Here is a 13,407-nt window from a genome sequence, read left to right as displayed (position 1 = left end):
GCGTACAACTATAGGGGTCGCTCATAGGCGGTCCTTCAGGGGTTTCAGCAGCTGCCAGGCCAGTTTCTTTTGGTCTATCTGGGCCAGCATCTGCTGTAGGCCGGGCAGGGCAATGCATTGCTTGTGGGGCACAGGGGGTGCAGTTGGGTGGCCGAAAATAAGGACTATTTCTGTAGGCGCGGCGGCCAGGCTCATTTCCGTAGGGAGATCTTGCTTTAGTACAGCCTGCCTGGGGGCTAGGCCCAGGGCGGCTAGCAGGTCTATCAGCAGCTGGCGCTCGGCGGGGGCCAGGGGCTGGGTGGGCAGTACCAGGCTAATGCGGGTATCTGCGGGCTGCGCCCAGGCAGCCGGGGCTGGGGGGCTCTCAGCCGGGGGCAGGGCAGAAGGCTCTGGTGCATACTCGGCAGCTGGCGGGGTGGGTGTAGTGGCCTCTGGCGCTGCCGTGGCTGCCACCTGCCCGGGCAATGCGTGTAGCCGCCACAGACGGGGGCCGTACAGCAGCTGTATGTCTCGGTGGCCTAGTTCCATAGTTCGCGCTCCATTTTGTCGCGTATTTCCTCGCCAATAGCCAGGCAGGCGCTGGCCGCCGGGCTGGGTGCGCTGAGCACATGCACCGCGTTTAGGTGGGTTTCCCAGGCAAAGTCTTCTACCATCTGGCCATCCGGCCCCAGGGCCATGGCCCGCACGCCCGATCGGCCTGGGGTTAGGTCCTCCATCGTCAGGCTGGGGATGAGCCGCTGCAGCTGGCGCAGAAAGCGGCGCTTGCTGAAGGCACGGCGATACTCGGCCAGGCCAAAGCGCCAGTGCCGGGCAAATAGAGCCCAGGTGCCGCGGTAGCTCAGGGCATCCAGGGTATCGCGGGCATCAAAGTCCGTCTTGCCATATCCTTCGCGCTTGAACACGAAAACGGCATTGGGCCCGCACTCTACACCCCCCAGCGCCATGCGTGTAAAGTGCACACCCAGGAAGGGGAAGGCCGGGTTGGGCACGGGGTAGATCAGGTGCTTTACCTTGTGCAGGCCCTGGGGGGTTAGGTCATAGTAGTCGCCGCGAAAGCCTACAATGCGCGTTCGGGGCTGCAGGCCATCCAGGCGTGCCAGGCGGTCGGCCTGCAGGCCGGCGCAGCCAATCAGCCAGCGTGCCCGCAGCGTGCCCTGGGGCGTCTGGATGAGGGAGAGGTCGCCGCTGCGCTGCAGGCCCACCACTTCCTGGTCTTTCAGCACCGTGCTCCGGGGGTTCAGGCGGCACAGCTCGGCGGCCAAGGCCTCGCACATACCCGGAAAGTCTACAATGCCCTCGTAGGGCACCTCTACCGCCTGCAGGCCCTGGCAGTAGGGCTCGCGGGCGCGTATCTCCTGTGCATCCAGCAGGCGTATGTCTGTCAGTCCATTCTCCTGGCCGGTAGCATATATCTTGTGCAGGCGGGGCAGTTCTTCCTCCTCCGTCGCCACGATGATCTTTCCACAGATGTCGTAGGCCACCCCGTGCTGCGCGCAGAAGTCGATGAGCTGAGTGCGGCCCCGCACGCTCAGCTGGGCCTTGTAGCTGCCGGGCTTGTAGTAGGTTCCGGCATGGATAACCCCGCTGTTGTGCCCAGTTTGATGGGCCGATACACGCGGCTCCTTGTCTAGCACAGCTATCTTCAGCTCGGGCCAGGCCCGCTGGAACTGATAGGCGGTAGCCAGGCCCACCGCTCCGGCGCCCACAACGGCCAGGTCGTAGATCATGCGGCAAAGATACCGTAAAGATGGCAGGGCCACCAAGCCAGCCGATCATAAAGTGCGGCGATACTGAGCCAAAGCCGCTGTATCTTCGCGCATGGCAATGATCCGGTTACGCGCTATCCTGTGTGCCGCCCTCCTGCTGGCTGGCTGTGTGCTGGGCCTGGCAGCCTGCGAGGGGGGAGCTAGACAAGAAAGAAGCCCCCTGCCGAAAAAGGATGGGACAACAGCCCCGGCAGACGGAGCTGTGCCAGACAGCCTGGTGCCGGGCCAGCCCCTGCCCCCCTATGTGCCCCCGGCAGAGTACGGCGAGAAAGATCCGGATGTGGCGGTGTAAATGGGCTAGGGCCGCGCTTCGTTCAGGATTCTAAGTATCTCGGCCACTTGCTTCTCCAGTTGTTCAATACGCTGGGCTTGGGTTTGGGCCTGCACATCCTGCACGGGTGGAGGCGTGGATGGAAGGGAGGATGGCACGGGAGCGGATGAGCCATAGGGTACCGGCGACTCTTCCACCTGCCACACCCCACCCCCGGGGGCTACGGGCCAGAAAGGCAGACCCCGGCCATGCAGCAAGAAGTCTGCCGAACAGCCGCAGCGGGCACCCAGGGCCTGTAGCACCTCGATTGTGAGCGCCCTGCGCCCCTGCTCAATGTACGCCAGGTAGGTGCGCGAAAAACCCGTAAGCTCTGCCAGCTGCGCCTGGCTTAGCCCCAGCTGCCTGCGGCACTGCCCCAGGCGCTGGCCAATCGCCAACCACGAATCCTCGATTTTTGTACTCAAAATTTCGCGTTATTGTTTTCGATTTCTCCTTTTTTCTTTACTTTTGAAAACAAAATCTGTCTTTAGCCTCATTCATGAGTACAACAGACCTATTCTGCTCCAGAACAAATACTTACGAAGATACGAACACCATGATCCAATACTACCAGTACAATAGCCCCTACACCTCGCGCCAGTATTGCCTGCTGAATGCCTATGAGTGCGTGTGTGTGCAGCTGCACGATGGGCCACACGCCACCCACTACCGGGCAGAGTTTATTGTAGACTCGGTGCTGGTACAGCGTATACAGCAGGACGAGCGCTATAAGGGCTCTACCCGGGCTGCCTTTGAGCAGCTGCGCCAGGAGGTACTGCTCAGGCTAAACGCCATCTGAAAAGCGCTTGGCAGGCCAGCCCGCAAAAAGAAAATCCGGATGCATACACCATCCGGGCACAGTATGGCACAGAGGTTGCGGGCAGAAATACCGACCTTTGCCCCCCTATGCTGCTGCCACCTGTATATCCCCGTGCAAGGCACACCCGCGCCATACGGCGCAGCCTGGCCCTGCACGGGCTGTGGGTGCTGGCGGTGCTACAGCTTTTATCCGGCAGCCGGGCGCAGCCCTATACCCTGGCCGGGCGTGTGCAAGATGCCGAAACCCTGGAGCCGCTCGCCTTTGCCATCATCAAGACACTACCCAACGAGGCCGGAAACAGCACGGATGTAGACGGCTACTTCACACTCCGCCTGCCCAGCCTGCCAGATGCGGTAGTGTTCAGCTACCTGGGCTACCGGTCGGATACGCTATACGCGCCATTTCCCACTGATACGGTGTTCCTCCGCCTGCAGCCCGAGAGCCTGGAGCTGGAGGCCATACAGGTACAAGCCGGGCCAAACCCCGCCCTACGCATTGTGGAGCAGGCCATAGGGCACCGAAACAAGCACCACCCACGGCTGATGCCCGCCTTTAACTACGACAGCTATACCAAGATCAACATCCGGCCCGGCCCCCAGATGCGGCTAAGCCGCCAGGGGGATAGCCTGATGCAGCTCAGCGACCTGCTGGTGTGGGAGACCGCCACCGAGCGGCACTTCATCTACCCAAACCGCGACTACGAGAAGATAACAGGCAGCCAGGTGAGCGGCCTGAAGGGCATAGCCATCCCCCTCTCTCCTACGGAGATACAAGACATCAGTTTCTACACCGACTGGGTGCGCATTCTGGACCGGCCCTACATCAGCCCCCTGGCCTTTTCGGGCCTGCGGCGCTATCAATACCGGCTGGCAGACACCCTGTACGACGGGCCAGACACCCTGTATGTCATCCACTACCAGCCCACACAGGCCGCCACAGCCGGGCTGGAGGGAGAGATGCGTATTCATACGGACGGATACGCCCTACAGTCTATAACCGCCCGGGGCGAGGTGGAGCAGGACGTGCCCACCCTGGTAGCCTTCGAGCTTAGGCAGCAGCACGAGCGTATACAGGGGCGCTGGTTCCCCCAGCAGCTGCACACCGAGCTGCTGTTTGTGCTAAACAAGCGGGAGAACGACCCCAGCAAGTACTTTCAGCTACAGGCCCGTACCTACCTCTCGCACATCCGGTTCGAGCCCGATACAAGCCTGGACTATGAGGCCATATCACTGGAGCTGGAGTCTGAAGCAGGCCGGCGCAACCCACAATACTGGCAGCAGCGCCGCCGCGAGCCCCTGGCTACCAAAGACAGCACCACCTACCAGACCATAGACAGCCTGCTGAGCCGAACCCCCGTGACCTGGGTGGTGCGCCAGATAGACGCCCTGCGCCTGGGCTACATGGCCTTCGGGCCGCTGTACCTAGACCTGCGGCGGGTGTATACACTAAACCGGGTAGAAGACAGCCGCTTCGGCCTGGGCCTGCTGACCAACGAAGCCTGGAGCCCCGCCTATACCCTGGAGGCCTGGGCCGGCTATGGCACGGGCGATACCCGCTGGAAGTATGGCGGCGGCCTACAGCTGCACCCGTTTACAGACCCGCGCTTCCGCCTTGCCTACCACTATGACAACGACCTGATTGTAACAGGTGGCAACTACCTGATGCTGCCCGAGCGGCGGGTGCTGCATGAGCGGCCCCATGTATACCGCAGCAGCCGTATGCTGTTTATGTCCGTGATGGACTACGTCAAGCGGCACCAGCTAGCCCTGCACTTTCTCAGCCTGCGCAACGTGAGTCATCGCATTGGGCTAATGCAGGAGGAGCTACAGCCCGCCTACACCTATCGGTACAAGGAACAGAACCGATTCCGGTTTAGCGAGGTCCAGCTGGAGATCCGCTGGGCACCCGGCGAGCGATTCCGAAAGGAGGGGCGCAAGCGCATCAGCCTGGGCACACACTGGCCGGTGCTACAGGGGCGCTACATACAGGGGCTGGCTGGCGTGCTGGGCAGCAGCCTGGGGTACCTGAAGCTGGAGGCTACCCTAAGCCAGCAGCTACCCCTGAGCGGATGGCTACGGATGGACTACCAGCTGAATGCAGGCAGCCTGCAGGGCGAGCTGCCCTACCCCAAGCTGTACCACTACCACGCCAACGGCGAGCCCAACTTTATTGCCGAGGGCTATGCCTTCAACACCATGTTTTTCAACGACTTTGTGGCCGACCACTACGCCACAGGCCACCTGCACCTGCACCTGCTGAACCGCGTATTTCCGGGCCGGCGCTACAACCCCGATGCGCGGCTGGTGTACAACACGGGCTGGGGCCTGCTGCGCTCCTGCCCCGGGCAGCCCACGGGCCTGGCAGCTGTGGTGCCCGAGCTGGGCTTTCACGAAGCCGGTATTGCGCTGATCAACCTGCTGCCACGCCCCCTGCTAAAGCTGGCACCCACCCTGCAGTTTCTGGGCTTTGGCCTATACCTGCGCCTGGGGCCCTATGCACGGCCCAGCCTGGGCGAAAACCTGGCACCCAAAATAGAGTACCGCATCAAGTTTTAGCCCATACCAATCGAAAAAAAAAACGCCCTCGGCTCTGTGAAGTATTGATGAAAACAGGAGCCGAGCGCAGCCGGAGGTAGGGTATTCTCTATCTTCGGCCATGTACCCTGCCATCCGCCTGTTTCTGCTGCTGCTGCTGGGCTGCCTGTACACAAGTGCCTGGGGCCAGAACACCATCCGGGGCACGGTGTTCGACGAGGAAGGACAACCTGTAGCAGGTGCCGCCGTACTGATCGTGGAGCAGCAGCGCGGCACCTATACGAACACCGAGGGTATTTTTTCCATCGATAAGCTGCCCAATGGCAGCTTCACCCTACAGGTGCTGTTTTTCGGCTACGATACCCTACAGCAGTCTCTTACGCTCGCCAATGGCGAAATCCGCACAAGCTCACTCTACCTAACCCCCTACTCGCTGGAGAGCATAGAGGTACAGGCCGGGCAGAAAATAGACCGCAACAGGCCAGATATCGGGCTGGTAAGGATTGAGGCCAAGGACATACAGCGCCTGCCCTCGCTGGGTCTGCCAGACCTAAGCCAGTACCTGCAGGTGGTGCCCGGGGTGGTCTTTACCGGCGACCAGGGCGGGCAGCTGTACATTCGGGGGGGCACACCAGTGCAGAACCTGGCCCTGCTAGACGGAAACCAGATCTACAACCCCTTTCACAGCCTTGGGCTTTTCAGCGTATTCGACACCGAGGTGCTGCAAGACGTACAAGTATACTCGGCCGGCTTTCCGGCGCGCTATGGCGGCCGTATCAGTAGCGTAATGGATATCAGCACCCGGTCGGGCAGCTTCCGGCAGCACAAGGCCAAGCTCAACCTGAACAGCATCAGCAGTGGCCTACTGGTGGAGGGGCCTATTGGGGGCCGCAGGGCCGGGCAAGGTGGCTTGGGCACCGTGAGCTACCTGCTCTCTGCCCGAACACTCTACCTGGACCGTGTGTCGCAGGCAGGCCAGCCCTATCGCTATACCAACGATACCATCGGGCTACCCTTCAGCTTTCTCGATCTGTACGGCAAGCTAACCCTGGGCAATGGGGCCAACCGGCTCAGCCTATCCGGCTTCCGGCAGCAAGATCAGGTGGACTACAACTTCCCTACCTCCTACCGCTGGTATAGCCAGGGCGGGGGGGCGGAGTTTCAGGTGCTGCCCAACCAGACCAACCTGATCCTGAGTGGCAGCGTAGGCGTAAGCAACTACAACAGTGAGCAGAAAGAGGCCGAGGCGCGCCTGGCACGTACCAGCAGCATAGGGGGCTTCAATAGCCGGCTGAATTTTTCCTACATCCTCAATACTGTCAACCAGTTTGACATGGGCCTGCAGCTGCAGGGCTTCCGAACCGAGTTTGCCTACACCAATGAGCTGGACCTGTCGGTAGAAAGCCAGGACAACAATACCGAGTTTGCCTATTACGCCACCTACCGGCAGGTATTTCGCACAAAACGCACAGGCGCCAATGGCGAAACGGAGTACTTTTCTCGCTTTGTGCTAGAGCCTGGCCTGCGCCTGCACTACTATAACGACCACAGCTACCTCTCCATAGAGCCACGCCTGAGCAGCAAGCTAAACTTTGAGGGCTTCAGCCTGCAGGGCAGCTGGGGGCTGTTTACGCAAAACATTGTCTCCACCACCTCCGACCTGGATGTGGTGGCGCTTTTCCAGGGCTATGCATCGGCCCCCCCGGCGCGGGCCAACGGGGTGCTGAATACGCCCCTGCAGGCCGCCACACACTACCTGCTGGGCCTGGAGCTGGACTTTATCCGAAATACCAGCCTGAAGCTGGAGGGCTGGTACAAGGACTTTCGCCAGGTGACCAACCTGAACCGGCGGCGCTTTTTTCCCGAAGATCCCGCCTGGATTACCGAGGTGGGCGAAGCCTACGGGGCCGACCTGAGCGTGCGCTACCAGCCCAAGGGAGGCCTGTACCTGTACGCTACATACGGCTGGGCCTACAATGAGCGAGACGACTTTAGCCAAACCTATAACCCCGTGTGGGACCGGCGGCACACCTTCAACCTGGTGGCCAGCTACACCCGGGGCAACGTGGCCAACCGCGTAGGCAGCAAGATACTGGGTAAGCGCTGGGAGTTTTCGGCACGCTGCACGGGCGGTTCGGGCTTCCCCTTTACCCAGACACAGGGGGCCTATGAGGAGCTAAACTTCCTGAATAATGGCAGCCAAAGCAACGTGGCCAACCAGAACGGCAGGCTGGGCGTAGTACTAGCCGACGACCTGAATGGTGCACGCCTACCCGACTACCTGCGCTTCGACCTCTCGGTCAAGCGGCGTTTCCGGGTGGGGGCGGCTAGCCTGCTGGAGCTAAACGCCAATGCGTTAAATGTGCTGGACCGGGACAATATCTTCTATTTCGACCGGGTGCGCTACGTGCGGGTAGACCAGCTCCCTTTTATCCCCACCCTGGGCGTATCGCTCAGTATCTAGCCCAGAGAGTGTTATGGGGTAGGCACCCCTTGGCTGGCTATCCGCCGGTAGGCGGGTGCGGCGGGCTGCGTGCTGTGCAGGCTGCTAAAGCGTCGGATTACTTCGCGTGTGTCCATAAAGGCCGGACGAGCAATCACAGAAAACTCATCGGCAAAGAGGCGCAGCTGGGTGTGGCCCTTGCGTATCCATATAGTGCGGGCCTGGGGCTGCCGGTCATACACCTTGCGTGGGTTGATCTGCACGTGGTAAACCGGGTTTCGCATCGGCACACAGACGGAGAGCCTGGTAACCGGGTCGATGGTTTCGACCTGGGTGCGCACGGCGGTAATGCGGCCGTAGTAGCCGTTCACCTGCACACAGGTGCCTATGGGCAGCACCTCTGTGCCGGGCCGGGTGGGGGTATAGGGGGTGTTCATGGTTTCGGGGGATTTTTTTTTGTGGAGATAGATAGCGGCTAGGCTGCGGCATACGTACGCGGGCCACGGCTGCGGATGCAGTCGGACAAAGACTTGATCTGTATGGAAGCGGTATAGTAGGTGTAGGCACGCAGGTACTGCAGGATGCTGCTGCGCTCGTGGTCGGTAATGCGGGGATTGAGTGCCATGCTCTGTAGGGTCTCCAGCTGGCGCGCACTGGCGGGCCTATTTTGCTCGGCCTTCAGCAGCTCGGCCCTGCGGGCCTGCAGCTGCTGCTGCACGGCGCGGTCTTGCCTTAGCGGGCCGGGCAGCTGCTGCACATACCGGTTTAGCTGGTATAGCGTACGCTGCTGGCGCAGGGCAGCCAGGGTTTCGCGCACCTGGGCCTGTGGCTCGGGCTGTGGGTGCGGCCGCTGCTGGCTAAGGGGGCCCTGGTAGCCCAGCTCCTCCTTGGTGACCAGGCCGCTGATCCGGAAGGCGCGTTTCAGGGCCATGGCCTCAGCCACCTTGCGAATCATGGCAGAGGGGTACTGCGTCCAGGCATAATTGCCCGGACGGTGGTATTCCTCATAGGGCGCGTAGGTAATGACCGGCGGATAGCCCGCCCTTTCGCAGCGGGCCCATGCCCCCAGGATGCGGCCCCTGTGGGTGCCGTAGCGGTGCTCTATGCGGTAGTTATCGGCATCGATGCAGAAGTGGTCGCCCTCGCGCACCTCAAAGGCCAGGAGGCCGCGAAAGTCGGCATGCGCCTGGGCAATCTTCAGGTAGCCGTCTCGGCCCGTCATCAGCAGGGCCTGGCTGCCCGCATAGCTCAGGCTGCCGTCTGCCTGCCGCACGTACTGCCACTGGCCATTCACCTGCTCCATGGCAGGTTTCTTAATGAAGTAGATCTCATTCTTCAGGGGGTTCAGCCCGTAGGTGTCGGCCAGGTAGAAGAGCTGCTGTAGCTCGGCTACTGTGGCACCCTGGGCCACCGTCTCGCGGATGAGTGCCCGCTCGGCCTCGCTCAGCTTTGCCGAAACCCCGCTATTTAGCATGCTAATACCATTGTGCATAACAAGCTCGTTTTCAACGCTATTTTGCTTGACTTCCATTGCTTTTATGTCTTTATTTGTACAAATATATTAGCAATGCTAATTAAAGTCAAGTAAAGCTCAGAAAAATATTAGCATGACAAATCAATCTGCAAACGAAAGACTGAAGTACCTGCTGCAGCAGCTAGCCCTCACGCAAAAGGAATTTGCTGATCGCCTGGGCATCAGCCAGGGTGCCATCAGCCAGCTGATCAGCGGGCGAACCGCCCTCAGTTTCGACACGCTGCAAAAGATAGGCGAGCAGTACCGCGTAAACCTGAACTGGCTGGTAAGCGGCCAGGGCGAAGCCTTTGCCAGGCAGGCCGTGCAGCAGGCCACGGGGAGCAGCACGGGCCCCATACTGGCCGTAACTGTAGATGCGCAAAGCGAGCCCAACATTGTGCTGGTGCCCGTAAAAGCACAGGCGGGCTACGTGGCCAACCGGCTGGAGCCTACCTATCTGCAGGAGCTACCCGCCTTTAGCCTACCCATGGATCGATTCCGGCAGGGTACCTATCGGGGCTTTGAGGTGGCAGGCGACAGCATGGAACCCGGCCTGTTCCAGGGCGACTTGCTGATCTGCAGCTACGTAGAAGAGCTGAAGTGGCTGCGAGACATGCACCTGTATGTATTTGTTACCCCGGGCGATGTGCTGGTAAAGCGGGTGCGCAACCGGCTGCGTGCTGAGAACCGACTGGAGCTGCTAAGCGACAACACCTTCTACCCACCCATCCCGCTGGGGCCAGAGGAGGTGGTAGAGGCCTGGCAAGTATACGCCCGCCTTACGCTGCACTTCCCCTCGCCAGCGGGCACCATGCAGGATGCGCGACAAAGTAGCTGGCCTGCATAGGGCCACGCATGCGCACGGCCACTGCTGTGCCCATGGTTGTGAGCAGTAGTTGTGCAAGGTCGATACCACCCAGGTGGCGAAGGTAGGCCTGCTATTGGCTCACTACTTACCAATATGGTTTATTGATTGTGCGCCAGGTGCTAGGCTCTACGCTGCCATCCTGCCTATGCTGGCTGTGGTGGTTGCTTACCACATGATTTTGCTCGCCATACAGCAGACAGCAGCTCCTGTGGGTCTACCTACTGGACAGGAACCTGCCGGGCTACCCAGAGATAAGGCAGCAGGCTGCCAATTTGGTGGGTATAACTCTGGACCAAGAGGAGCTACCAGCGGCCAGATTTAGAGCCAGCTTAAGATGCGAACACCCAAGCTCTCGAGCAGGTATTTTAGCCAAACGATGCCCAAAAATGGCGTAACGATAAACGTGAGCCAATTGTAGGCCCAGGCAGCCGAGAAGTCTAGGTGCAGCAAATGCATGGTAGCACGTGTAAGACCGCAAGCGTAGCACTCTACATTAAATAATGCGCGAGAAACGCATATAGATTGTCCGCTATCAAAATAATCAGCTGGCAATATCAGTAAGATAACCGGCCCCGCAATAAGGCCTAAAAATAAAAGCCAAGCTCTTTTCGAGCTTGGCCACGATAATCGATTTGTGGTAAGCAAAATGCTACAGTGTTTTTTTGTAGGATCCGCCCTTGGGCTTCAGACTACCTGTAGCAATGCGGATGAGGTCAATAAGAGCCCAAATACCGCAACCACCCAGTGTAAGCAGCTGAACAATGCCCTGCCAGGTGTAACCCAGATAGAAGCGGTGGATACCCAATACTCCAGCTACAATCACGAGAATCAGTGCCACAATCTGATTGTCTCCTGCCGTTGTGGCTGCCTTGTCCGCCAGCTCTTTTAGCTGACTAACCTTCCCGGGATCGGCCTGCAGTTTCTCTACCTGCTTGGCCGCTTTTTTCATAACCAGTTTCTCTTTTAGGCTGGCATTTTTGTAGGCTTCGGTTTCCTTGAGCTGCTTCTTAATGCTTTTTTCTTCCGTAACTTGCTCTTGCACCGGATCTATCTTGGATACCTCGGGCTGGTCGGTCGATTCAACCTTATAGGCTTCCTTCTTGCCAACTACTCCGTCCTCAGGAAAGGTATAAGCAGAAAAAAGGACTGAAACGAAAAGAAACATTGCTGGTACCAGCAGCGATTTAGAACGGTAGCTTGAAATTTTCATGGTTTGAGAAATTAGGGTGAGTTTTAATGGATAGGGATATGGTTTTTTGCCTTGCGCAAATTAATCCGCCGACAAAATTATAAATATAACTAGTTGTCATATATTTGGAATAAAAATGGAATAACATGATTGGAGATAAGATTCGTAAAGCGAGAGAAAGCAAAGGGATGAGCCAAGAGCAACTTGGGTTTCATATTGGCCTTTCGCAGTCCGCAGTGAACAAGCTGGAAAATGGACGACTGCGAGCCAACCCCAAGCGCATTGTAAAAATTTCGGAGGTGCTGGAACTTGATCCAGCAAACCTACTACAGGGCGAGGATGGATACTTCGTAACGATTATCCAGCATTCGCAAGGCCAGAGCCAACACGCACAATCTCCGTATAACACACAGGAGCTAACACAAGCGCTAATCAGAAGCAAGGACCAAGAAATTGCCTCACTCAGGGGGGTGATGGAAGACTATAGACAGCTACTGATGCTACTAGCTGAAAAGTTGAAGACTCCCTAGGTCTGGCCCGCACTGCCTGTCTGGTACACACAGAGTATACCGCACTAGCATGCCTTTCTCCCCCTGGCAAGCCCTGCAGGGTTAGGCGACTTGCCGCCTGCTCATAGAACGCAATGCAGACACCTGCCGGTTTGCGCATATTAAAACGACAAACGCCTCCAGTATCCGTTTTATACGATTTTCAGAGCCTCTCAAAAAGGATCGCAAGCTTCCGCACATCGGCCTATCCATCACGCCATGGCCTCCAGCTGCCTGATGGCTGTGTAGGCCATCAGGCCGGTGCTGAGCTTCAGGGCCTCCTCATCTACATTGAAGCGGGCTGTGTGCAGGGGGTGGGTTATGCCCTGCGCCTCGTTCATCGTACCCAGGCGGTAGAAGCAGCCGGGCACCTGCTGGGTGTAGAAGGCAAAGTCCTCGCTGGCCATCCACAGGTCCAGGTCCAGCACATTCTCTGCACCCACATAGTCTATCAGGTCTTGCCGTACGCGCTCGGTTAGTGCCGGGTCATTGTACAGCACGGGGTAGCCCCGCTCTATGTTCAGCTCCAGGCGGCCGCCGCTCCCCTCCACTACGCCCCGGGCAATGTCGGCTATCAGCTGGTGCGCACGCGTGCGCCAGCCTTCGTCGAAGGTGCGAAAGGTGCCCTGCAGCTCTATTTTTTCTGGTATGATGTTGGTAGCTCCATCGGCTATTACGCGGCCAATAGTGAGCACCGAGGGCATGCGTGGGTCGGCCCGGCGGGCCACCACCTGCTGCAGGGCCGTTATCAGCTGGGCAGCAATCACCACGGGGTCGATGGTGGTGTGGGGCTGCGCCCCGTGGCCCCCCTTGCCCCACACAGTCAGGTGCAGCTCGTCGCTGCTAGCCATGTACCGGCCCGGGCGGATCCCCACCTTGCCTGTGGGGATAATGGGCATAACGTGCTGGCCCACTATGTGCTGCACGTCGGGCTGCAGCACGCCCTCCTGCACCATCACGCTGGCACCACCGGGGTTTCGCTCCTCGCTGGGCTGAAAAATCAGCCGGATAGTGCCGGGCAGCTGGTCTCGCATGACCCACAGCAGGCGGGCAGTGCCCAGCAGGCTGCTGGTGTGCGCATCGTGCCCACAGGCATGCATCCGCCCTGGGTGCAGGCTCTTGTAGTCCAGCTCATTCAGCTCCTGTATGGGCAGTGCGTCCATATCCGCTCGCAGGGCCAGGGTTTTGCCGGGCCTGCCGCCTACTATGGTGGCCACTACGCCGGTTTGGGCCACACCCGCCACATAGGGGATGCCCAGGGCGGCTAGCTCCTGCTGCACACGGGCGGCGGTCTGGTGTTCTTCAAAGGCCAGCTCCGGGTGCTGGTGCAGCCAGCGGCGGCAGGCCACTACCTCGGGCCAGATGGCCTCGGCTTGTTGCTTCAGGGTTTCTACAAGAGACATACCCAAAGATACA

At 59.4% G+C, this 13,407-nt stretch carries 13 protein-coding genes; 6 read left to right on the top strand and 7 right to left on the bottom strand.

Annotation, left to right across the window (positions count from 1 at the left end; all coding sequences use genetic code 11):
* Positions 1–21: 21 nt before the first annotated feature.
* Together LW884_05070 and lhgO are read right to left on the bottom strand one after the other, a co-directional pair.
* Positions 22–528: a hypothetical protein gene (locus LW884_05070; protein MCE3007708.1), complete on the bottom strand. Its 507-nt coding sequence runs from the start codon at positions 526–528 to the stop codon at positions 22–24.
* Positions 519–1,727 carry an L-2-hydroxyglutarate oxidase gene (lhgO, locus tag LW884_05065; protein MCE3007707.1) on the bottom strand — a complete coding sequence of 403 codons (1,209 nt, stop codon included), beginning with the start codon at positions 1,725–1,727 and terminating at the stop codon, positions 519–521. Before lhgO ends, LW884_05070 begins: the two co-directional genes overlap by 10 nt.
* A gap of 91 nt (positions 1,728–1,818) precedes the next feature.
* Between lhgO and LW884_05060 the strand changes: the two genes are divergently transcribed.
* Complete coding sequence (locus LW884_05060) at positions 1,819–2,058, top strand: hypothetical protein (protein MCE3007706.1); 240 nt, start codon at positions 1,819–1,821, stop codon at positions 2,056–2,058.
* A 5-nt stretch (positions 2,059–2,063) separates the two neighbouring features.
* Here LW884_05060 and LW884_05055 read toward each other — a convergent pair whose 3' ends face one another.
* Positions 2,064–2,501 (bottom strand): helix-turn-helix domain-containing protein, encoded by a 438-nt coding sequence (locus tag LW884_05055; protein ID MCE3007705.1) that lies wholly within the window; start codon positions 2,499–2,501, stop codon positions 2,064–2,066.
* Positions 2,502–2,575: 74 nt separating this feature from the next.
* Between LW884_05055 and LW884_05050 the strand changes: the two genes are divergently transcribed.
* The 3 genes from LW884_05050 to LW884_05040 all read left to right on the top strand — a co-directional run bounded on the left by LW884_05050 (position 2,576) and on the right by LW884_05040 (position 7,894).
* Positions 2,576–2,875, top strand: a complete 300-nt coding sequence (locus tag LW884_05050; protein MCE3007704.1) for a hypothetical protein — start codon at positions 2,576–2,578, stop codon at positions 2,873–2,875.
* Between the two features lie 107 nt (positions 2,876–2,982).
* A complete protein-coding gene (locus LW884_05045; GenBank protein MCE3007703.1) occupies positions 2,983–5,451 on the top strand; it encodes a DUF5686 and carboxypeptidase regulatory-like domain-containing protein in 2,469 nt (822 codons plus the stop codon).
* Positions 5,452–5,551: 100 nt separating this feature from the next.
* Positions 5,552–7,894 carry a TonB-dependent receptor gene (locus LW884_05040; GenBank protein MCE3007702.1) on the top strand — a complete coding sequence of 781 codons (2,343 nt, stop codon included), beginning with the start codon at positions 5,552–5,554 and terminating at the stop codon, positions 7,892–7,894.
* 11 nt (positions 7,895–7,905) lie between these two features.
* Here LW884_05040 and LW884_05035 read toward each other — a convergent pair whose 3' ends face one another.
* Both LW884_05035 and LW884_05030 read right to left on the bottom strand, forming a co-directional pair.
* Positions 7,906–8,310: a hypothetical protein gene (locus LW884_05035; protein MCE3007701.1), complete on the bottom strand. Its 405-nt coding sequence runs from the start codon at positions 8,308–8,310 to the stop codon at positions 7,906–7,908.
* Between the two features lie 38 nt (positions 8,311–8,348).
* Complete coding sequence (locus tag LW884_05030) at positions 8,349–9,365, bottom strand: recombinase RecT (GenBank protein MCE3007700.1); 1,017 nt, start codon at positions 9,363–9,365, stop codon at positions 8,349–8,351.
* Between the two features lie 115 nt (positions 9,366–9,480).
* Between LW884_05030 and LW884_05025 the strand changes: the two genes are divergently transcribed.
* On the top strand, positions 9,481–10,233 hold the full coding sequence (locus LW884_05025) for a helix-turn-helix domain-containing protein (GenBank protein MCE3007699.1): 753 nt from the start codon (positions 9,481–9,483) through the stop codon (positions 10,231–10,233).
* Between the two features lie 670 nt (positions 10,234–10,903).
* Here LW884_05025 and LW884_05020 read toward each other — a convergent pair.
* Positions 10,904–11,464 (bottom strand): TM2 domain-containing protein, encoded by a 561-nt coding sequence (locus tag LW884_05020; GenBank protein ID MCE3007698.1) that lies wholly within the window; start codon positions 11,462–11,464, stop codon positions 10,904–10,906.
* Positions 11,465–11,589: 125 nt separating this feature from the next.
* On the opposite strand from LW884_05020, the gene LW884_05015 reads away from it, so the two are divergent.
* Complete coding sequence (locus tag LW884_05015; GenBank protein ID MCE3007697.1) at positions 11,590–11,973, top strand: helix-turn-helix domain-containing protein; 384 nt, start codon at positions 11,590–11,592, stop codon at positions 11,971–11,973.
* A gap of 230 nt (positions 11,974–12,203) precedes the next feature.
* On the opposite strand, the gene LW884_05010 is transcribed toward LW884_05015, so the two are convergent.
* On the bottom strand, positions 12,204–13,394 hold the full coding sequence (locus LW884_05010) for an amidohydrolase (GenBank protein MCE3007696.1): 1,191 nt from the start codon (positions 13,392–13,394) through the stop codon (positions 12,204–12,206).
* Positions 13,395–13,407: the final 13 nt, after the last annotated feature.

The sequence above is a fragment of the Bacteroidota bacterium genome, from assembly GCA_021300195.1.
GTDB lineage: Bacteria > Bacteroidota > Bacteroidia > J057 > JAJTIE01 > JAJTIE01.
This window is presented reverse-complemented; position numbering and strand designations above follow the sequence as displayed.

Bases quoted from the DNA above. Each gene is read 5' to 3' on its own strand.
- LW884_05070 (MCE3007708.1), bottom strand. From the start codon at position 528: ATGGAACTAGGCCACCGAGACATACAGCTGCTGTACGGCCCCCGTCTG.
- lhgO (MCE3007707.1), bottom strand. From the start codon at position 1,727: ATGATCTACGACCTGGCCGTTGTGGGCGCCGGAGCGGTGGGCCTGGCT.
- LW884_05060 (MCE3007706.1), top strand. From the start codon at position 1,819: ATGGCAATGATCCGGTTACGCGCTATCCTGTGTGCCGCCCTCCTGCTG.
- LW884_05050 (MCE3007704.1), top strand. From the start codon at position 2,576: ATGAGTACAACAGACCTATTCTGCTCCAGAACAAATACTTACGAAGAT.
- LW884_05045 (MCE3007703.1), top strand. From the start codon at position 2,983: ATGCTGCTGCCACCTGTATATCCCCGTGCAAGGCACACCCGCGCCATA.
- LW884_05040 (MCE3007702.1), top strand. From the start codon at position 5,552: ATGTACCCTGCCATCCGCCTGTTTCTGCTGCTGCTGCTGGGCTGCCTG.
- LW884_05035 (MCE3007701.1), bottom strand. From the start codon at position 8,310: ATGAACACCCCCTATACCCCCACCCGGCCCGGCACAGAGGTGCTGCCC.
- LW884_05030 (MCE3007700.1), bottom strand. From the start codon at position 9,365: ATGCACAATGGTATTAGCATGCTAAATAGCGGGGTTTCGGCAAAGCTG.
- LW884_05025 (MCE3007699.1), top strand. From the start codon at position 9,481: ATGACAAATCAATCTGCAAACGAAAGACTGAAGTACCTGCTGCAGCAG.
- LW884_05020 (MCE3007698.1), bottom strand. From the start codon at position 11,464: ATGAAAATTTCAAGCTACCGTTCTAAATCGCTGCTGGTACCAGCAATG.
- LW884_05015 (MCE3007697.1), top strand. From the start codon at position 11,590: ATGATTGGAGATAAGATTCGTAAAGCGAGAGAAAGCAAAGGGATGAGC.
- LW884_05010 (MCE3007696.1), bottom strand. From the start codon at position 13,394: ATGTCTCTTGTAGAAACCCTGAAGCAACAAGCCGAGGCCATCTGGCCC.